The 20,182-nt window shown below is 50.6% G+C and carries 16 protein-coding genes; 15 read left to right on the forward strand and 1 reads right to left on the reverse strand.

Features of this window, described 5'->3' with window-relative positions; translation table 11 throughout:
* Positions 1-58 precede the first annotated feature (58 nt).
* Positions 59-1,030, forward strand: a complete 972-nt coding sequence (locus QNM19_RS14630; protein ID WP_284026852.1) for a transposase — start codon at positions 59-61, stop codon at positions 1,028-1,030.
* Positions 1,031-1,296: 266 nt separating this feature from the next.
* On the opposite strand, the gene QNM19_RS14635 is transcribed toward QNM19_RS14630, so the two are convergent.
* Positions 1,297-4,296 carry a bifunctional diguanylate cyclase/phosphodiesterase gene (locus QNM19_RS14635; protein WP_284026853.1) on the reverse strand — a complete coding sequence of 1,000 codons (3,000 nt, stop codon included), beginning with the start codon at positions 4,294-4,296 and terminating at the stop codon, positions 1,297-1,299.
* 444 nt (positions 4,297-4,740) lie between these two features.
* On the opposite strand from QNM19_RS14635, the gene mraZ reads away from it, so the two are divergent.
* The 14 genes from mraZ to ftsA are packed head-to-tail and all read left to right on the forward strand — an operon-like array spanning position 4,741 to position 20,175.
* Positions 4,741-5,199 (forward strand): division/cell wall cluster transcriptional repressor MraZ, encoded by a 459-nt coding sequence (mraZ, locus tag QNM19_RS14640; RefSeq protein WP_040644569.1) that lies wholly within the window; start codon positions 4,741-4,743, stop codon positions 5,197-5,199.
* A 21-nt stretch (positions 5,200-5,220) separates the two neighbouring features.
* On the forward strand, positions 5,221-6,156 hold the full coding sequence (rsmH, locus tag QNM19_RS14645; protein ID WP_284026854.1) for a 16S rRNA (cytosine(1402)-N(4))-methyltransferase RsmH: 936 nt from the start codon (positions 5,221-5,223) through the stop codon (positions 6,154-6,156).
* Entirely contained in the window at positions 6,156-6,476 is a 321-nt protein-coding gene (ftsL, locus tag QNM19_RS14650; RefSeq protein ID WP_049863442.1) for a cell division protein FtsL, read from the forward strand. Before rsmH ends, ftsL begins: the two co-directional genes overlap by 1 nt.
* On the forward strand, positions 6,473-8,287 hold the full coding sequence (locus QNM19_RS14655; protein WP_049863441.1) for a penicillin-binding transpeptidase domain-containing protein: 1,815 nt from the start codon (positions 6,473-6,475) through the stop codon (positions 8,285-8,287). The genes ftsL and QNM19_RS14655 overlap by 4 nt, the downstream gene beginning before the upstream one ends.
* Positions 8,277-9,755 (forward strand): UDP-N-acetylmuramoyl-L-alanyl-D-glutamate--2,6-diaminopimelate ligase, encoded by a 1,479-nt coding sequence (locus tag QNM19_RS14660; protein ID WP_284026855.1) that lies wholly within the window; start codon positions 8,277-8,279, stop codon positions 9,753-9,755. Before QNM19_RS14655 ends, QNM19_RS14660 begins: the two co-directional genes overlap by 11 nt.
* The gene (locus QNM19_RS14665) at positions 9,752-11,155 is read left to right on the forward strand and encodes a UDP-N-acetylmuramoyl-tripeptide--D-alanyl-D-alanine ligase (RefSeq protein WP_049863440.1); all 1,404 of its coding nucleotides are present in this window, start codon (positions 9,752-9,754) and stop codon (positions 11,153-11,155) included. Before QNM19_RS14660 ends, QNM19_RS14665 begins: the two co-directional genes overlap by 4 nt.
* Positions 11,149-12,231 carry a phospho-N-acetylmuramoyl-pentapeptide-transferase gene (gene mraY / locus QNM19_RS14670; RefSeq protein ID WP_010383650.1) on the forward strand — a complete coding sequence of 361 codons (1,083 nt, stop codon included), beginning with the start codon at positions 11,149-11,151 and terminating at the stop codon, positions 12,229-12,231. Before QNM19_RS14665 ends, mraY begins: the two co-directional genes overlap by 7 nt.
* 22 nt (positions 12,232-12,253) lie before the next feature.
* Complete coding sequence (murD, locus tag QNM19_RS14675) at positions 12,254-13,579, forward strand: UDP-N-acetylmuramoyl-L-alanine--D-glutamate ligase (protein ID WP_049863439.1); 1,326 nt, start codon at positions 12,254-12,256, stop codon at positions 13,577-13,579.
* On the forward strand, positions 13,573-14,748 hold the full coding sequence (ftsW, locus tag QNM19_RS14680) for a cell division protein FtsW (RefSeq protein ID WP_284026856.1): 1,176 nt from the start codon (positions 13,573-13,575) through the stop codon (positions 14,746-14,748). Before murD ends, ftsW begins: the two co-directional genes overlap by 7 nt.
* A complete protein-coding gene (gene murG, locus QNM19_RS14685; RefSeq protein ID WP_284026857.1) occupies positions 14,745-15,809 on the forward strand; it encodes an undecaprenyldiphospho-muramoylpentapeptide beta-N-acetylglucosaminyltransferase in 1,065 nt (354 codons plus the stop codon). Before ftsW ends, murG begins: the two co-directional genes overlap by 4 nt.
* A gap of 38 nt (positions 15,810-15,847) precedes the next feature.
* The gene (gene murC, locus QNM19_RS14690; RefSeq protein ID WP_049863438.1) at positions 15,848-17,257 is read left to right on the forward strand and encodes a UDP-N-acetylmuramate--L-alanine ligase; all 1,410 of its coding nucleotides are present in this window, start codon (positions 15,848-15,850) and stop codon (positions 17,255-17,257) included.
* Positions 17,254-18,162 (forward strand): D-alanine--D-alanine ligase, encoded by a 909-nt coding sequence (locus QNM19_RS14695; protein WP_049863437.1) that lies wholly within the window; start codon positions 17,254-17,256, stop codon positions 18,160-18,162. Before murC ends, QNM19_RS14695 begins: the two co-directional genes overlap by 4 nt.
* Position 18,163: 1 nt before the next feature.
* Positions 18,164-18,943, forward strand: coding sequence for a cell division protein FtsQ/DivIB (locus QNM19_RS14700; RefSeq protein WP_284026858.1), 780 nt, complete (start codon positions 18,164-18,166; stop codon positions 18,941-18,943).
* The gene (gene ftsA / locus QNM19_RS14705) at positions 18,940-20,175 is read left to right on the forward strand and encodes a cell division protein FtsA (RefSeq protein WP_049863436.1); all 1,236 of its coding nucleotides are present in this window, start codon (positions 18,940-18,942) and stop codon (positions 20,173-20,175) included. Before QNM19_RS14700 ends, ftsA begins: the two co-directional genes overlap by 4 nt.
* Positions 20,176-20,182: the final 7 nt, after the last annotated feature.

The raw sequence follows: 20,182 nt of genomic DNA on the forward strand, positions 1-20,182 counted from the left end.
TACGGAATGTACGCCGTCTACCTTTAGGTGATACTCAATGGATTGAGGATGCTAGATTATGCCATCAGCAAGGAAGAGACAGGTCAGCCTGTCAGACACTAAATACTACCACTGCATATCCCGGTGTGTTCGCCGGGCATTTCTGTGCGGCGAAGACCGCGTAACGGGCAAGTCTTATGAACATCGGCGAGACTGGGTTGAGGAAAAATTGCTGACCCTTGCTAAGGTGTTTTGCATTAATGTGTGTGGTTACGCGGTTATGAGCAATCATACACATATTGTGTTGTATGTAGATGATATAAAAGCACAAAGGATATCAGACAGAGCAATCGTACTTCGCTGGCATAAACTGTTTAAAGGTAACTGGCTGACGCACAAGTTCATTCGTGGTGATGAGCTGAGCGCATCCGAGTATAGTATGCTGGCAGCTGATATTGCTGAATTCAGACTACGGCTTGCGAGCATCAGCTGGTTTATGCGGGTGCTTAATGAAGACATTGCTCGCAGGGCCAATAAAGAAGATGGTTGTACAGGTCGATTTTGGGAAGGGCGATTTAAGTCACAGGCTTTACTGGATGAAGCGGCACTGGCAGCGTGCCTGGCTTATGTTGACCTGAATCCAGTCAGAGCCCAAATGGCAGATACACCGGAAACGTCAGACTATACCAGCATTAAAAAGCGTATTGAGCATGCACAGCAAGGTAAGCAACCCAAAAGCTTACTGCGTTTTGCAGGTAATCCAAGAAAGCACATGCCCAAAGGACTGCCGTTTGAGCTGACTTATTATATTCAACTGGTTGAGTTAACAGGCCGATGCATGCGTGCAGATAAGCGGGGTTATATCAGCGATAGTCAGCCACTGCTGACACGATTGCAAATAGAGCCAGACAACTGGCTCAAACTGACTACGCAGTTTACAAAGGTCTTTCATGGTGCTGTGGGGCGAAAGCAAGCGATGACAGATTACTGTGAGCATCTTCACAAAAGGCGACGGGCTAATTTGACTCAGTGCGAGCGATTACTGGGTTAACATTTCCCCTTCAATGTTGTTCCGATTTATCTAAGTTCAGGCTTGGATGCGCTTTCGTATTACCCGGATTTGACTATTCTTCAGGGTTTTGTGGTGAAACTTACGATTTTCGCTATTCGAGGCTTATAGAAAGCGCACCCTTCAATAGTTCAATTTAGAACATAGGCTCCATATTTTAGGCTGTGTTACGCCATCAGGCAGCACTCATATTCCTTCCCCATTAGTTCTCACGGGTACGCTTTAAAGAGGGTCACAGTCGTGCCTCTTTATCGTTGCTGTGATTTGTCTAACAGTAACGCCTCTAAATCCGCCTGACTCATAGGTTTGGCATAAAAATACCCCTGGCCAAAGTCACAGCCTGCCTGTTTGAGCAGTTCATGTTGCGTGGCGGTTTCTATTCCTTCAGCAATCACTTTGAGCCCCAGCTGGTGTGCCATCATGATCATGGTTTCACACAGCACCAGATCGTCTTCGTTGTGTTCTATGCCGTCAACAAAGCGTTTGTCTATCTTGATAAAGTCGGTGTCCATCTGCTTAAGATAAGCAAGGGAAGAATACCCGGTACCAAAGTCGTCCAGCGCAATTGAAAAGCCTTGCTGGATCAACTGGCCAAGTCGGGCCTGACTGCGGCCTTCTCCCTGCATCATGAGGCCCTCTGTGATCTCAATGACCACATCTTCGGGCTGCAAATCAGCGTCGTTAAGCTGATCCTGCCATTTCAGTAAGCTTGTATGCTTAGCGTTGAATTGCACCGGTGATACGTTCAGGCTGATCTGAAAGGCACCGTGTTGCTGCTGCAAGTGACTGAGTGTTTGCAGAGTTTGCTGGAAGGCAAACTCGCCGAGTTGATGGATCAGCTGGGTTTCTTCCGCCAGCGGAATAAAGTGCGCCGGGCTGATCATGCCTTTGTCGGGATGTTGCCAGCGGATCAATGCTTCGGCTTTGTGGATCTGCTGATTGTGCATGGTCACAATGGGCTGATAGTACATCACAAATTGTGCGTCGGATAAGGCCTGGCGCATGTCTCTGAGCATCAGTAAGCGTTGTTCACTCTGCTGGCGTAAGGCGGAGTCGAAACAGGCATAACCATTGCGACCCAGAGCTTTCGCCCGATACATGGCCTGATCTGCGGCTTTCAGCAGCAGCTCACTGCTATCGCCATCTCTGGGGCTGAGCGCAATACCTATACTGGCACCTATGTGACAGTGCTCACCGTCTAGGGTAAAGTCTTGCTTAAATAAGTTGAGCACGCGCTCTGCCAGCGCGATGGCATCGCTTTCAGTACGGCAGTGTTCACAGATAATGACAAATTCATCGCCACCGATCCGTGACAAGGTCACGCCGGGTTGCTCCAGTGATTGTAATACTTTGGCAACCTGGGCAAGTAACTGATCGCCATAATAGTGCCCCAAAGTGTCGTTTATATCCTTAAAGTGATCGAGATCCAGCAGCAGGATGGCCAGCGATGTATCGGGTGTTGCAAGCAAAGTATTAAGGTGTTTTTTCAGGCTATTCCGATTGGGTAAATCGGTCAGTGAATCATAGTGACTTTGTCGCCAAAGTTGCTCATCTTTCAGTTTGTTGTCGGTAATATCTGTAAAAATGGCCACTCTGCGATAAGGCGAATCTTGTTCATCATAAACCGTATCTATGGTGAGCCATTCCGTATATAGTTCGCCATTTTTGCGTTGGTTAACTATCTCACCCTGCCAGCGACCTGTCTCGTTGAGGCCATGCCACATCTGTCGATAAAAAGCGCGATCATGCTTGCCAGAGTTGAGGATTGCGGTGGTTTTTCCAATCGCTTCTTGTGCAGAGAACCCGGTCACGGTCTCAAATGCCAGATTCACATCCAGAATGTAGCCATGGGCATCGGTGATGACCATGCCTTCACTGGAGTTGTTATACACCAGCGCAGCCAGATTGAGCGCTTCTTCCTGACGTTTACGGTGGCTGATATCGCGGATCACGATAACGGCCTCTTCACCATGGTTCATACCCTGAACGCGTACTTCATACCCTTGTTGGTTGTCACCCTGGGTGTATTCCAGCAACAGATGCGGTTGATCTTTGAGGAGTGTCAGCGCAACCCGGATCCGTTTATGGATATGGTTCGGAAATAGCTCGCTCAGTGTATTACCCTGTTGTACCAGGGAGCCATGTTTTGCGAGTACCTGGCCCTGTGCATCAACCCGTAAATAACTGTCGGGCAGTGCCGAGAGCAGCGTTTGCAGTTCGGTGTGTTTATGGCTTAACTGTTGCTCGGTGTGCAGGCGCACCTTGGCCATGCTTTCAAAGTGTTCACCCAGCTTTGCCAGTTCCTGCGGCATAGTATGACTGGTGAGGTCGACTGAGCGCCCCTGTGCCAGTGCTGCGATGGCTTGTCTGAACTGGGTCAAGGGTTGTAACAGGGTTTTGTGCAGGCGATGACGAGCCAGCCAGATAAGCAGGCATAACAACACAAAAAAGCTGCTCAGGACCAGCGCAAAGTGGCGTTGCGTTTGTTGCCATGCGGCTTCAAACGGAAATGCAAAATAGATGGTTAGTTCGCCACGCGCGGCGAGTAAAGGCAGGCGAATATAAACATGGTGGTGACCATTGGCATCACTCAGCAGCACCGCCTGTTCATTCAGGCCATCAGGCCAGTCTTCGGCAACGGCTCTGCCCAGCGGTTCATTGCTGTAGGGGTATTCGGCGACAATGGCGCGGGTGTGGTCGGCAACCATCACGCGGGTGCCCTGTGGCAGCGTCAACCTGGACAGTGAACGGCTCCAGTGCGATAGACGTTTTACTGCAATGATCACCATCGCGAGTTGACCATCCTGATAAACCGGGTGGGCAAAGTTCAGTGTGGCAGTGTTGATACTTCTGTCATGCTGATACTCACCAATGCTAAAGGTTCCTTCATCGATCGCCTGCTGAAAATAGGGGCGATCAGCGATCGAAATGGGACCCGATATTTTTGACAAAGAACAGGTAACAGTGCCATCGGGTGTTGCCAGGCCAAAGTTAGCAAAGCTGGGCGATAGATGCTGAGCACTCGACAGTAATTGTGGACAAAGGCCGCGTTGGTGTTGCAAATTTTTAGGCTGGTAGGCCAGTTGTTGCAGCAGTCGACGTGTTGCGGCGATTTCGGCATGTTGCAGGGTTGCAACCTGATTGGCATACATCAGGGCTTGCTGCTCTTGTAGTTGCAGCATATTGCTGCGTTGTGCGAACAGCAACGCCAGGATCAGCAAAAGACCAGGCAAACTGAGTACTAGCATCAATCGGTAAAATCGCTGTTTTATTGATATTTCTTTAATAATAAAAACTCGCCTGGGTTTGAGGTGGCGGCATGATACAAGCGCAGCGCGCTTTAACCAACCCGTTTAAGCTAAATACTAGTCCAGAGTTATTAATTTTTCGGCCTTTTGGTAACACCACAGTACCTAAAAACTTCATGAATGAAATATTCTCTAGTAATCAAAAAAGGGACGTTTTTGTGTACAAAGATCCCAGATTATTTGTCTGCCCACATTTTCCCACCGATTTCATGGAGTTCCGCAAAACCCGCGATTTTTCTGGCCTGTAGGCGAGTTAAGCGATGTGATCCAACTTGACAAAAAGGCTTGTCAAGCCCTAGACTGTCATCCTGTGGGAAAATGTGGGTTAGAGTGGATCAAATTGGATCAAAGATTAGCTTATCGCAACAGGCCAAGCGGGTAGTTATGTTCCGCGGCGCAAACTCTCTGAGTCTCGATGACAAAGGGCGCTTTTCGATACCTACCCGGTATCGCCAACCGCTGTTGTCTGAAGAACAGGGCGCCGTGATCTGTACTATTGCGATCAACGAACCGTGCCTGTGGCTCTATCCGCTGTCTGAATGGCGCGAAATAGAATCCCGATTACAGCGGCTCTCCAACACTAACCCCAGGGTCCGACGCTGGCAGCGCATGTTGTTAGGACATGCGGAAGAATATCAGCTGGACAAAAATGGCCGTATTTTACTGGCGCCCACGCTGCGTGCCCATGCCGGTCTTGGCAAAAAGCTGATGCTGGTGGGATTGCTCAACAAATTTGAGATTTGGGACGAAGCACGCTGGTATGAGCAAATGCAAGCCGATACCGAGATAGAGCGCAGTGGTGACGTGGAAGCGTGCCCTGAGCTGGACGACTTTTCTTTATAACTGGGGTGAAAACCAAACTTTATGGCGACAGAATGGCAACATATTTCAGTGCTGATGGCTGAAACGCTGGATGCATTGAATATCCAACCCGACGGCACCTATATCGACGGCACATTCGGCCGCGGCGGTCACTCGGGTGAAATACTGAAGCGGCTGAACGAGCAGGGCAAACTACAGGCCATCGATCAGGACCCGCAAGCGATTGCGGCCGCTCAGAAATTTGCCGACGATCCGCGTTTTAGTATTGCCCACAATCGCTTCTCGCACATTGAGAGCGTAGCTCGTGATGCCGACCTGTTGGGTCAGGTCGATGGTATTTTGCTGGATATTGGTGTGTCATCACCTCAGCTGGATGACGCTGAACGTGGTTTTAGCTTTATGAAAGATGGTCCGCTGGACATGCGGATGAATCCGACTGCCGGTCGTAGCGCTGCGCAATGGCTGGCGGAAGCCGAGCTGGAAGATATGGTGTTTGTGATCAAAAAATATGGCGAAGAAAAATTTGCCCGCCGGATTGCGACCAAGATCATTGAAACCCGAGCGCATACTGAGATCACTTCCACCAAACAGCTGGCAGAGTTAATCGATGAAGCGGTGCCGGTGAAAGACAAACACAAGCACCCTGCAACACGTACCTTTCAGGCCATCCGCATTTACATCAACAGTGAGCTGGAAGAAATCCAGACCGCATTGCAAGCTGCACTGGCGGTGCTGAAACCAGGTGGTCGCCTGGTTGTGATCTCGTTCCACTCTCTGGAAGATCGCATTGTTAAGCAGTTTATCAAGAAACAAAGCAAAGGGGAGGCTGTTCCGCGAGGTTTGCCACTGACAGACGCGCAGTTAAAACAAAACCTGACCTTAAAGGCGGTGGGTAAAGCCATTAAGCCCAGTCAGGCTGAAATTGATGCCAACCCGCGAGCACGGAGCTCGGTACTGAGAATAGCCGAGAAACTGTAATGAAAACACATCAGCGTCAGCCGAAGTTGTTCATAGAGATGTGCCAGTTGTTACTGGCCAACAAGCTGACGTTTTTCCTGCTGGCTGTGACCTTAGGGTCGGCACTTGCGGTGGTGCAGGTAACTCACCTGACTCGCCAACAACTGATAGAGCAGGACAGGCTATTACAAAAACGCGACGAGCTGGACCTGGAGTGGCGCTATTTGGTGGTTGAGGAAGAGTTTTACTCACAGCACGCACGCATTGAAGAAGTGGCCAGAACCCAGTTACAGATGAAGCGGCCAACCAGTAAAGAAGAGCAGGTGATCGTACTACCATGAGTCCGGCGAAAAAGACCTCAGTCAATTTAATCAGCTGGCGCTTTGCGCTGGTCAGCGTGATGCTGGTGCTGGTGTTTGCCGCGCTGATCGCCCGTGCTGCCTATTTACAGGTCATTGAGCCCGATAAAGCCCGCTCGGAAAATGCTAAACGGACGGTCCGGGTTGAGACTGTGCGAGTGCAGCGCGGTATGATCTTCGACCGTAACGGCAAGGAACTGGCAGTCAGTGTGCCTGTGGTCAGCGTCTATGCCGATCCCAAAGCGCTGGACAAGGCATTGTCTAAAAAAGTGCTGAGAAAAGCCCGGCGCAACGGTGAAGACACTCAGGCTTTGGTTGATAACGCGGCCGAACTGAGTGCCCGTAAACAGGCATTTTATCAGGACGAAGTACGCTGGCGTGAGCTGGCAGATGTCCTGCAAATCAAACAAGAAAAGATAGACGAACGTCTGCGCGATAACCCCAAGCGTCGTTTTGTTTATTTAAAGCGCCAGGTGACGCCTGCTGTCGCCAATTACATTCGTCAGATGCGCCTGCCGGGGATCCACTTGCTCGATGAATCTAAGCGTTATTACCCCAATGGTGAGGTGACTGCGCATGTGCTGGGTGTGACCAACATCGATGGCATTGGTATCGAAGGTATTGAAAAGCTCTATGATAAAGCAATGACGGGTACCGAAGGGCGCCGCACTATTCGTAAAGATGCGCAGGGCCGTGAGGTTCAGGTACTGGCTGAAGAAGAACGTGTAGAGCCAGAAGATGTTCACCTGAGTATCGATCTGCGGATTCAGGCTATCGCCTATCAGGCGCTGAAATCGGCGGTACTGACCTATCAGGCTACATCGGGCTCGGCTATGGTGGTTGATGTGCATAGCGGCGAGATCCTGGCAATGGTCAACAGCCCGAGCTTTAACCCCAATGATATGAGCGATGCTGCGCCGTATAAACGTCGCAACCGGGCCATTACGGACTTGTTTGAGCCGGGCTCAACACTTAAGCCTCTGGCTGTTCTAGCAGGTCTGGACCATGGGGTTATCCAGGCAGATGACACCATAGATACGTATCCAGGCTGGATGCGCCTCAATGGCGGACTGGTCAAGGACGAGCGCAATCACGGCGAAATGACACTGCGCGAAATTCTTAAGATTTCCAGTAACATGGGTGTGGCTAAAATCAGCCAGATGCTGCCCAAAGAATATTTTGTTGGCCTCTATCAACAGGTTGGCTTTGGCGAAGACACCGGCACTATGATGATTGGCGAAAGCTCAGGCTTGTTCTATCCTAATCGCCGTTGGTCAGACTTTGAGATTGCAACTTTATCTTATGGCTACGCGGTGTCCGTCAGTACGGCACAAGTGGCTAGGCTCTATGCGACGTTTGGCGCTGGGGGGATCTCCCGGCCGCTAACCATTATGAAGCAGGACGGGCCAGTACCAGGCGAGCGGCTGTTCCGTGAAGAAGACGCACTGGCCGTCGTTGAGATGATGGAGTCGGTCTTTGAAAAAGGGGGCACCGCATCCAATGTGATTGTTGATGGTTATCGGGCTGCTGCTAAAACTGGTACGTCGGAAAAAGCCATTGCAGGCGGGTATGGTGACGAGTATGTGGGTTATTTTGCCGGTGTTGCGCCGGTCAGTGATCCTCGCCTTGCAGTGGTGGTTATGATCAATGAACCTGGCGGTGATGTGTATTACGGGGGTCATACGGCTGGGCCTGTGTTTGCTGAGATAGTCTCTAACGCACTGAGGATTTTAAATGTGGCGCCGGACAAAGACCGCGTAGCTTACTTATCGAGGCCTGATAATGACACGTGACCTGAGCCAGGCACTGGCTAACATCGGGGTTTCATACCCAAAGACAGAGATTAATGAATTGCGCCTGGACAGCCGAGAAGTGGGTCCGGGCGATTGCTTTATTGCACTTCGCGGCCATCAGCAAGATGGTGGTCACTATGTTGCTGCGGCGCTGAGTCGCGGTGCCGCGGTGGTGCTGGCGGATGCAAACTGCGTTGTTGATGTGGCAGATACGCGCGTAGTGCAGATCACCGGTCTGGCAGACAAAGTGGCTAAGCTGGCTGCGCTATTTTATGGCGATCCTAGTCATGCCATGACTTTGGTGGGGGTGACGGGGACTAATGGTAAGTCCACCACAACGGCGATGATAGCGCATCTGGCCAGCGCATGTGGTTTGCCAGGGGCTGTGATTGGCACCTTGGGATATGGAGCGCCTGATTCGCTTACCCCACTGAATAACACCACGCCGTCTCACGTGGATTTACAACGTATTTTAAATGAGTTGCGTCACAGCTATCAGCTGGCGGCCATGGAGGTATCGTCCCATGGGCTCGTGCAGGGGCGGGTGGCTCAATGTCAGTTTGATGTGGCAGTGTTTACCAATCTCAGTCGCGACCATTTGGATTACCACGGCACAATGGAAAATTATGCCGAGGCGAAGCTGCAGCTATTTAGCGAGTGCCAGCCAAGCTATGGGGTGGTTAATATTGATGACTCCTGGGCACAGCGTTGGTTGCAAGCGGGTGAAATCGGTCACCCGGTGGGCTTTGGCCGTAAGCCTGCTGATGACAGCTTACACGAAACATTACATCACTTTGTGTATTTTAGTGAGGCGCAATTTAACAGTCAGGGGATACACTGCAGGTTGCATACCAGCTGGGGTGATGCTGAGATCAGTACCCCCTTATTTGGTGAATTTAACTTGTATAACCTGAGTGCGGCATTTGCAGTGCTACTGACTCAGGGGGTCCCCTTAACGCAGTTGGTTGAGGGGGCTGCACAATTACAGCCCGTAACCGGTCGCATGCAAGCCATTGACGTGGCAGGGCAACCAACTTGCGTGGTGGATTACGCTCATACGCCAGATGCACTGGCACTGGCGCTTCAGGCACTGCAACAGCATGTACCAGGCAAAGTGACCTGTGTGTTTGGCTGCGGCGGCGAGCGTGACAAAGGTAAGCGTGCGTTAATGGCGCAGGCGGCTGAGCGCTATGCCGATACTGTGGTGATCACCAGTGACAATCCGCGAGGGGAAGATCCACTCGCCATTATTAACGACATTAAGGCTGGGCTCAGTAAGCCCGAGTATGCTCTTTGTCAGCCTGATAGGGCAACTGCCATACGCGAAGCAATTCAGGGCGCTGATCAACATAGCGTGATCCTGATCGCCGGTAAAGGGCATGAAGACTATCAGATCATAGGTAACCAATGCCTGGCTTTTAGTGATATTAGCTGGGCTCAGACAATATTATCAGGGGAAAGTGCATGATCAAGATGGATCTCTCTTGGCTTGCGGATGTACTGAAGGCCCCTTTTGACGGGCAAAACCGCAGTGTTTCCAATGTAAATACAGATACACGTACAATTAGCGAAAACGAAGTGTTTCTGGCACTAAAAGGGCCAAATTTTGATGGCCATAAGTTTGTTGCCCAGGCACAACAAAAAGGCGCTATTGCCGCTATTGTGGACCATCCAGTCGACGTTGATATTCCTCAGCTGGTTGTAAAAGACACCAGGCTTGCGCTGGGACAACTTGGTCAGGCTGTCATACGTCAGGTGTCGCCAAAAACTCTGGCGATTACAGGTAGTGTGGGCAAGACCACGGTGAAAGAAATGTCGGCGGCGATTCTTTCCCGTTTGGGCAAAGTGCTGGCCACAGCCGGAAATTTCAACAATGACATTGGTGTACCACTGACTTTATTACGACTCAGTGAGGACGATGAGTTTGCGGTCATTGAACTGGGTGCAAACCACATCGGTGAGATAGCGTATACCAGCGATCTGGTCAATCCTGATGTGGCAGTGGTGTGCAATGTAGCACCGGCACATATCGAAGGGTTCGGCTCGATAGAGGGCGTTGGCCAGGCTAAAGGGGAAATCTTTTCCGGACTCAAAGACAACGGCGTCGCTGTGTTGAACTGTGATTGTCGCTTTGCGCCAATGTGGGAACAAACGCTGACCACCCAGCGTATCAGTCGCTTCTCAATGACACAACAGCTTGATCTGTGGGTAGAGGAAATCAGCTTGGACACACTGGGCCGCGCGACCTTTGCTCTGTGTCAGGGGACGCAACGCGTCACCATCACACTTCCGTTGCCTGGTGAACACAATGTTATGAATGCCTTGATTGCGGCATCCTGCACCGTGCAGTTAGGTGCGACGCTGGAAGATGTCAAAGGTGCGTTAGAAAGCATGGCTGAGGTGAAAGGGCGCGTTAACCTGATTGAAGTGTCAGAGACGTTGCGGGTAATAGATGACAGCTATAACGCCAATGTGCGCTCCGTTAAAGCAGCTATAGACTTGCTGGCCAGCATGCCGGGCTATCGGGTGTTTGCGCTGGGGGATATGAGCGAGCTGGGTGAAGAGGCACGGCAATATCATGAGGAAGTGGGTGAATATGCCAAAGAAAAAGGCATTGACGCGCTGTTTTCTTTGGGGGTGCTGAGCCGCTATGCCAGCGATGTGTTTGAAACTGCAAATCGTCACTTTTCTCAGCGAGAACATATGTTACTGGCAATTCAGCAATTACTGGCGCAGCGCGATGACATCTGCACTGTGGTGGTGAAGGGGTCGCGCAGTGCGCGTATGGAGCTGCTGGTCGCCGACTTGGTCGAGGCTTTAAGTGTGAACAATATCGACGCTGATAGTGAAGAGGAAAAACCATGTTAGCCTGGTTAGCAGAATATCTGACGCAGTACTATAGCGGCTTTAATGTTTTCTCCTATCTGACGTTGCGTGCGATCCTGGGGATCCTGACTGCGTTAATGATCTCTTTGTATTTCGGGCCTAAATTGATCCGAGGCTTACAGAGAATGCAAATTGGCCAGACTGTCAGAGACGACGGTCCGGAATCACATTTATCTAAATCAGGCACACCTACCATGGGTGGGTTATTAATTTTAGGGGCTATTTTTGCCAGTACGCTATTGTGGGGCGACTTGGGCAACAAATATGTTTGGGTCACCTTGTTTGTGATTGGTTCATTGGGTGTCGTCGGGTTTGTTGACGATTATCGCAAAGTGATCCGTAAAGACAGCAAGGGCCTGATAGCGAGGTGGAAGTATTTCTGGCAGTCAGTGATTGCCATTTCTGTGGCTGCGTTTATCTATTTCACTTCTACGGATCCGTCTGAAACTGTGTTGGTGGTGCCCTTTTTCAAAGATGTGCTCCCTCAGCTTGGGCTGTTTTATCTGGTTATGAGCTATTTTGTGCTGGTGGGCACGTCAAACGCGGTGAATTTGACCGATGGACTCGATGGCCTGGCCATTGTGCCCACTATTTTAGTGGCATCCGCACTTGCTATTATCGCCTATGTAACCGGTAATGCCGTGTTTGCAAATTATCTCCACATTCCTCATATAGCCTCTGCCAGCGAACTGGTGGTGGTCTGTACCGCGATTGTTGGCGCTGGGCTGGGATTTCTGTGGTTCAACACCTACCCGGCACAAGTGTTTATGGGCGATGTCGGCTCATTGGCGTTAGGTGGCGCACTGGGTATCATCGCTATTTTGGTGCGTCAGGAGTTAGTGCTGGTCATCATGGGTGGCGTATTTGTAATGGAAGCCTTATCGGTGATTTTACAAGTGGGCTCTTATAAGTTGCGGGGACAGCGAATATTCCGGATGGCCCCGATCCACCATCATTATGAATTAAAAGGGTGGCCGGAGCCGAGGGTGATTGTACGATTTTGGATTATTTCAATCATATTAGTGCTGGCGGGGCTGGCAACGTTAAAGATCCGCTAAAGCAGTACACTAAGGTGTTGATATGGGTTATTTAGAAACCTTAAAAAACAAACACATTACCGTGCTCGGACTGGGTGTAACCGGTCTGGGCATTGTGCGCTTTTTAGTACGCCATGGTATTACGCCTAAGGTTGTGGACTCTCGACCTGTGCCGCCAGGGGCAGACTGGATGAACCATAATCTGCCAGAGTGTGAAGCGGTATTTGGCCCGCTTGCAGAGGCTGCTCTGAGTGCCACCGATCTGGTTGTGATCAGTCCTGGAGTGCCGTTATATGAGACCTGTGTTGCTCAGGCTATCGCCGCTGGCGTCGAAGTGATCGGTGACGTGGAGCTATTTGCACGCCTGAATGAAAAGCCTGTGATTGCCGTGACTGGCTCGAATGGTAAATCTACCGTCGTGAGCCTGGCTGCTGAAGTGTGTCAGCAAGCTGGCCTGAAGGTGGGGTTGGGTGGCAACATTGGTACATCCGTGCTTGACCTGCTAGAGCAGGACTTTGATGTGTTTGTACTGGAACTGTCGAGCTTTCAGCTAGAAACAACGCACAGTTTGCACTGCCTGAGTGCGATGATCCTCAATATCACCGAAGATCACATGGACAGATACCCGGACTTTGCCGCGTATTGCGAAGCAAAGCTACGTATTTATCAGCAGGTCGATTGTCTGGTCTATAACGCTGAAGACCCGCGCACTTTTGTACCTCATGACAACGCATTGAGCGTGGCACTTGAAAAGGCCGATTGCTGTTTAGTAAAAGAAGGTGGGCAGAGTCACTTTGCATTACATGGCAACAAGCTATGTCCGACAGAGGCGCTGGCAATGCCAGGTAAACACAACCAGTTTAATGCATTAGCTGTAATCGCACTTTTGTCTCCTCTGGGGCTACCAGATAGCGCTTTCATTGCGGCCTTTGGTACTTTTAAAGGGTTACCACATCGCTGTCAGTTGGTTGCTGATGTGCAGGGCGTACGCTATTTCAATGACTCTAAAGCAACTAATGTAGGCGCGACGGTCGCGGCGTTGGAAAGCCTGGCGGGTTCACAGGGCCAGATCCTGTTGATCGTGGGGGGCGACGCCAAAGGGGCTGACCTGTCTCCACTCAAGACCCCCTTACAGCAATACTGCAAAACCATTTTCTGTTTTGGTAAGGATGGCGCTGACTTTATGCCATTACACCCCGATAGCCAGAAGGTCGATAATCTGAGCGAAGCGGTAGCGCTGGCTGCTCAGCAGGCAACGGCCGGGGATCTGGTATTATTGGCACCAGCTTGTGCCAGCATTGATATGTATGCCAACTATATGGCCCGTGGTGAGGAGTTCTGTCGATTAGTTGAGGGGCAGACATGCTGAGTATGACCGCACTGCGACACAACTTCACCCCAACCCCTTCGGATTCGTTGTTCGATGTTCCGTTGCTGTACGCTATGTTATGCCTGGTTGGGATAGGGTTTGTGATGGTGACCAGTGCTTCTATGCCAGTGGCCGAGCGCTTGTATGATAACCCGTACCACATCGTAACGCGTCACAGTATGTTCCTGGTAATGGCAATGGTATTGTTCTGGCTGAGCACCACAGTGCCCATGACCTGGTGGAAACGGTTTAATCCATATTTACTCTTATTGGGCCTGGTCTTGTTGGCCGTTGTGCTGGTTGTCGGACGCGAGGTGAATGGTTCAAAACGCTGGTTGCCTGTTGGTCCAATCGGTTTTCAAGTCGCTGAAGCCGCAAAACTCTTTTTCTTTAGTTATATTGCCGGCTATTTGGTCCGTAAACGGGATGAAGTACAGGAAAACCTTAAAGGGTTTGCAAAACCCATTATTGTGTTTGCTGTGTATGCATTTCTGATCCTGATGCAACCCGACCTGGGGACCGTCGTGGTGATGTTTGTCACCACCGTCGGACTGTTGTTTTTGGCCGGTGCAAAACTTTGGCAGTTTTTTGCTCTGATGCTGACCGGTGTGTTACTGGTGGTGATGTTGATCATTTTTGAGCCTTATCGTATGGCGCGTGTGGTGGGTTTCCTTGAACCCTGGGAAGACCCTTTTGGTAAGGGCTATCAGTTAGTGCAATCTTTGATGGCTTATGGCCAGGGGGGCTGGTTTGGTCAGGGGTTGGGTAACAGTGTTCAGAAGTTACAGTATTTACCGGAAGCACATAACGACTTTATTTTTGCTGTGGTCGCTGAAGAACTCGGTTTTATCGGTGTTTTCTGTGTCCTGATGACACTGGCGACACTGGTCTTCAGAGCTTTACTCATCGGGCAAAAAGCACTCAAAGCAGGTAAAGAATACGAAGGCTATCTGGCGCTGGGTATCGGGATTTGGTTTGCGTTCCAGACCGTGGTTAATGTCGGTGCCAGTGCGGGTATGCTACCAACCAAAGGGCTGACTTTGCCCTTCATCTCCTATGGAGGCTCGAGCTTATTGATCATGACCATTGCTGCTGGTTTATTACAGCGCATTGACTTTGAAACTAAGCTGTCGACGCGTCAGGCAACCTCGCGAGGAGGTAAAAAATGACCAAACGCTTGTTGGTGGTCGCCGGCGGAACTGGCGGACATATTTTTCCGGGAATAGCGGTGGCCAAAGCACTTGAAGCTCAGGGCTGGCAGATATCCTGGATCGGCACCGCAGATCGGATGGAGGCACAAGTGGTGCCTGCGCACGGGATTGAAATCGATTTTGTTGATGTCAAAGGTGTGCGTGGTAATGGCATTAAGCGTTTGCTCAATGCCCCTTTGATGGTGCTCAGGGCCGTTTTTGCGGCTAAGGCGATTATTCGCAGCCGCCGCCCGGATGTGATTCTGGCAATGGGGGGCTATGTAACTGGACCTGTTGGCCTTGCCGCAAAGTTAGCCGGGGTCCCTTTGGTGATCCATGAGCAAAATGCAGTGGCCGGATTGAGCAACAAATTGTTGGCGCGTATTGCAAGCAGAGTATTGGCTGCATTTCCCCACGCTTTTGCCGAGCGCAGCCATGAGGTTGTCGGTAATCCTGTACGCTCAAGCGTGGCACAGATAAGCCCTAAGCGGCCAGGTCAGGCTGTCAATGTGTTAGTGGTGGGTGGTTCTTTGGGGGCCAAGGTGCTGAATGACACCGTGCCTGAAGCGATGGCACTGCTTATTGAAGCGACATCGTGCGATTTACAAGTCTGGCATCAAAGCGGCAAAGGGAACGATACTGGCCTTGAGGCCGATTATCAGCGCTATGGCTTGCAGGCCAAAGTGGCTGAGTTTATTGATGACATGGACCAGGCCTATGACTGGGCCGATGTGGTTGTGTGTCGCGCAGGTGCTTTGACGGTCAGTGAGATTGCGGCCGCAGGCAAAATGGCGGTGTTTGTGCCTTTGCCTCATGCCGTGGATGACCATCAGACTGCCAATGCGCGTTTCTTAGTGGATGAGTCGGCGGCCTTGTTGATCCCGCAGTCTGACTTATCTGCACAGCATTTATGTGACACTTTGGTACCTTATTGTCGTGATCATGCCCTGATATGGGAAAAAGCGAATAAAGCAAAAGCCTGCGCTCAGCTGTCTGCAACTCAGTCAGTCGCAGCCATTTGCGAAGAAGTAACGAATTAAAAGAGATAACAGTGAAAGAAATTAGTAGACGCAGAGCCATGAGGCGCATTAATACCATCCACTTCATCGGAATAGGTGGGGCAGGTATGGGCGGTATTGCGGAGGTACTGGCCTTTGAAGGGTACCGAATTACGGGCTCTGACATTGCCCAGAATGCGATGACGGAGCGTCTTATTCGTGCTGGGGCTGAAGTCTTCATTGGCCATGATGAGAATAATATTAAGGATGCCGATGTCGTAGTGGTCTCCAGTGCCATCGACACCAGCAACCCTGAGATCCAGGCAGCCAAGCGTGCCCGGGTGCCAGTCGTACGACGTGCCGAAATGTTGGCTGAATTGATGCGTTTTCGTCATGGTATAGCGGTGGCGGGCACACATGGTAAAACTACAACGACCAGTTTAATTGCCAGTATTTTTGCTGAAGCCAGGTTAGACCCTACTTTTATTATTGGCGGCTTGCTTAACAGTGCAGGAAGCAATGCGAAGGTTGGCAGCAGCGATTATTTGATCGCAGAGGCGGACGAAAGTGACGCGTCATTTCTGCATTTGCAGCCTATGGTCTCGGTGATCACAAACATCGAAGCGGATCATATGGATACGTACGATGGTGATTTCGAAAAGATGAAAGACACCTATGTCGAATTTGTACATAACTTGCCATTCTACGGTCTGGCAGTGGTGTGTACCGACTCGGAGGTAGCCAAGGAGCTACTGCCTCGTTTCGCCAGACCTGCAATTACCTATGGGGAAAATCCCGAGGCGGATTACCGGATGGTGGACTTTGAACAAACGCAGAATCGTAGTCGCTTTAAAGTGGTGCATAAATCCGGTGAGCAGCTCGAAGTGACGCTGAGCATGCCAGGTAAGCACAATGCTTTGAACGCCACTGCGGCCATTGCGGTGGCAAAAGATCATGATATAGGGAATGAGGCTATTTTAGCGGCCCTGGAGAAATTTGCCGGGATTGGACGCCGTTTCCAGCATTACGGCTCATTCCAAAACGAACGTGGTGAAGTGATGCTGGTGGATGACTATGGTCATCACCCGTCAGAAGTGGCTGTGACGATCCATGCGGCGCGTGCAGGTTGGCCGGATAAACGCTTAGTTATGTTGTATCAACCGCATCGTTATACCCGTACCCGCGACCTCTATGAAGACTTTGTGAAAGTGCTCAGTGAAGTCGATCAATTGTTGCTGTTAGATGTGTATAGTGCGGGAGAAAGTCCCATTGTAGGGGCTGACAGTAAGAGTTTATGTCGCAGCCTGAGGCAGCGTGGTGTTGAACCAATCCATGTTGTGGATAGCCAGGATTTAAAAGCGGTTCTGGCAGATGTACTGCGCGACAACGATCTGGTGATCACTCAGGGTGCTGGAAATATTGGGCAAATTGTAAAACAACTGGCTGCAACAGAGTTGTCGGTCGAAAAGCTGAAGCAAGGTGCATTATGAATAAGTTTGGCAAAGTCGCGGTGTTGCTGGGTGGCTTGTCTGCTGAGCGAGAAGTGTCGTTAAAGTCAGGTCAGGCAATTATCAATGCACTGGAAGAAGCGGGTGTTGACGTGGTGCCATTTGATCCGGCTGAGCGTAATTTGTGGGAGCTAAAAAGCCTGCAAGTGGATCGGGTATTTATTGCTTTGCATGGCCGTGGTGGTGAAGATGGCACTGTGCAGGGCGCGCTGGAATTTATGGGCTTGCCTTATACCGGCAGTGGGGTGTTGGGCAGTGCACTGGCGATGGACAAGATCCGCTGCAAACAATTGTTTGAGTCAGCCAAGTTGAGTACGGCACGTTATTGTGTGGTCACGGCGGCACAAGAAATCGATACCACGGCACTGATGGCTAAGTTCGGAAAGGTCATGGTTAAGCCCAGCCATGAAGGGTCAAGCATAGGTATGACTCAGGCGACATCGGCGCAGGAGCTGCAAGCCGCGCTTAATGAAGCATTTAAATACGATGATGAAATTCTGATTGAACAATGGATTGACGGCCGGGAGTTTACCGTTGCCATGCTGGGGGAAGAGGCGTTACCTGTGATAGAAATGCGTACACCTCGAGGGTTCTATGACTATCAGGCTAAGTATCAGGTCAACAGTACGGAGTACTATTGTCCGGCAGACATCAATACCGCTTACACTGAGCAGTTACAGGTGATGGCCAAACATGCTTTCGAGCTGGTGGGCGCAACGGGCTGGGGCCGGGTCGATGCGATGCAAGATGGCAATGGCCAATTTTATTTGCTGGAAGTGAATACGGTCCCCGGCATGACAGAAAAATCACTGGTGCCGATGGCTGCGAAGCAAAATGGGTTGTCATTTAAGCAATTAGTTATTCGCATTTTGGAGCAAACCCTTTAATATGCGTGCTCTTTTGGGAAAAATCGTCGCAATAAGGCAAAGTGTCAACTGGTCTTTGCTGTTTGGTGTCGGCTTTTTCCTAATTGTGCTGATTGGTCTGATGCAAAGTGGGTTGTGGATCCGAGACTGGTTAACCCAGCACAGAGATACCCAAATTAAGACGTTGACGGTGCTTGGTCAGCCCTATTACACGGCCGAAAATGACATCGTCATGGCGATCCGTAAAACGGATCTGTCGAGCTTTTTTGAACTGGATGTCAAGGCGGTTCACGATGCGGTGCAGGCGCTGCCTTGGGTAGCTACCGTTTCAGTCAGGAAGCAGTGGCCTGATGCCTTGCAGGTGTATGTGGTAGAGCATAAACCGGTCGCATATTGGAATAGTGACCTGTTGTTAAATCATGCCGGTGGCGTATTTCAGGCCAACAGCACGCGACTGCCAGAAACTCTACCGGAGCTCTATGGTCCGGAAGGCAGTGAAGTGGAAGCCTGGCAGACGTTTTTACAATTAAAAGAAATGCTGGCTGTAAATCAGTTTAATTTGGTCAGCCTGGCACTTTCTGAGCGCTTTGCCTGGCAGCTGTGGTTGGATAATGGTATACGGCTTAACCTCGGTCGGGAAGATAAAGCACAGCGTGTGCAAAGATTTATAGATGTTTATCCTAGGTTGGAAAAGCCAGAGGGAGCTCAGGTCGATGTGATTGACCTGAGATATGATACGGGACTGGCGGTTAGCTGGAAGTTCAGCCAGAACGAAGACAATAAAGATAAGAGTAAAGCATGACCAAGTCGGCAGAGAGAAACTTAGTGATTGGACTGGATGTGGGCACTTCCAAAGTGGTCGCAACGGTTGGGGAGATCACCGCAGACAACCAGTTGAGTATTGTGGGTGTCGGGAATCAGGTTGCCCATGGCATGGACAAGGGCGGCGTGAACGACCTGAACCTAGTCTCTGACTCCATCAAACGGGCAGTTGATGAGGCCGAGTTGATGGCTGATTGCCGGATTAGTTCCGTCTATTTGGGGATTTCGGGTAAACACATTCAGTGCCAGAACGAAAGTGGCGTAGTCGCCATTAATAACAATGCTGAAATTACCGATGACGACATTGCCAATGTGATCCACATTGCTCGCTCAGTGCCGATGTCCGCCGAACGCAAGATGTTGCACTCACTGCCCCAAGAATACAGTGTGGACATGCAAGAAGGCATTAAAAACCCGTTGGGTATGAGTGGTGTGAGGATGGAAGCGAAGGCGCACATCATTACCTGCTCAAATGACATGGCAAAAAACATCGAGAAATGCGTTGAGCGTTGTGGTTTGCAGGTTGACCAGCTGACCTTTACAGCATTGGCATCCTGTTACTCTGTGCTCACTGAAGACGAGAAAGAACTGGGTGTGGCAGTGGTGGATATTGGTGGCGGTACCATGGACATTGCAATTTATGTCAATGGCGCGTTACGACATACCGCCGTGATCCCGGTTGCCGGCAATCAAGTGACAGGGGACATTGCAAAAATTTTCCGTACCCCTATTTCTCACGCAGAATCGCTGAAGGTACAATATGCCTATGCCAGCAGCCAGATGGCCAGCAATGAAGAGACGATTGAAGTACCCAGCGTAGGGGGACGACCTGCGCGAATTATGTCTCGACATACCTTATCTGAGGTGGTCGAGCCCAGATTTCGAGAGCTGTTTGAGCTGGTGCTTGAAGAGATCCGACGTTCTGGATTTGAAGATCAGATTGCCGCAGGGATTGTACTGACTGGCGGCAGTGCAAAAATGAAAGGTGCTTTGGAAGTGGCAGAAGACATTTTCCAGATGCCCGTTCGTGTTGGTAAGCCTGTAGGGATAACAGGGTTAACCGATTATGTTGATGATCCGGCATACGCAACAGCGGTAGGTTTGTTACAATACGGCCGAACGCTGCAAGTCAAGAATGCACACAGGACAAAAGCGGATGCCGAAGATGGTTGGTGGAACCGGATCACTAAGTGGTTCCAAGGTGAGTTTTAAGCTCAAG

Source organism: Pseudoalteromonas ardens, assembly GCF_030125445.1.
Classification (GTDB): Bacteria; Pseudomonadota; Gammaproteobacteria; order Enterobacterales; family Alteromonadaceae; genus Pseudoalteromonas; species Pseudoalteromonas ardens.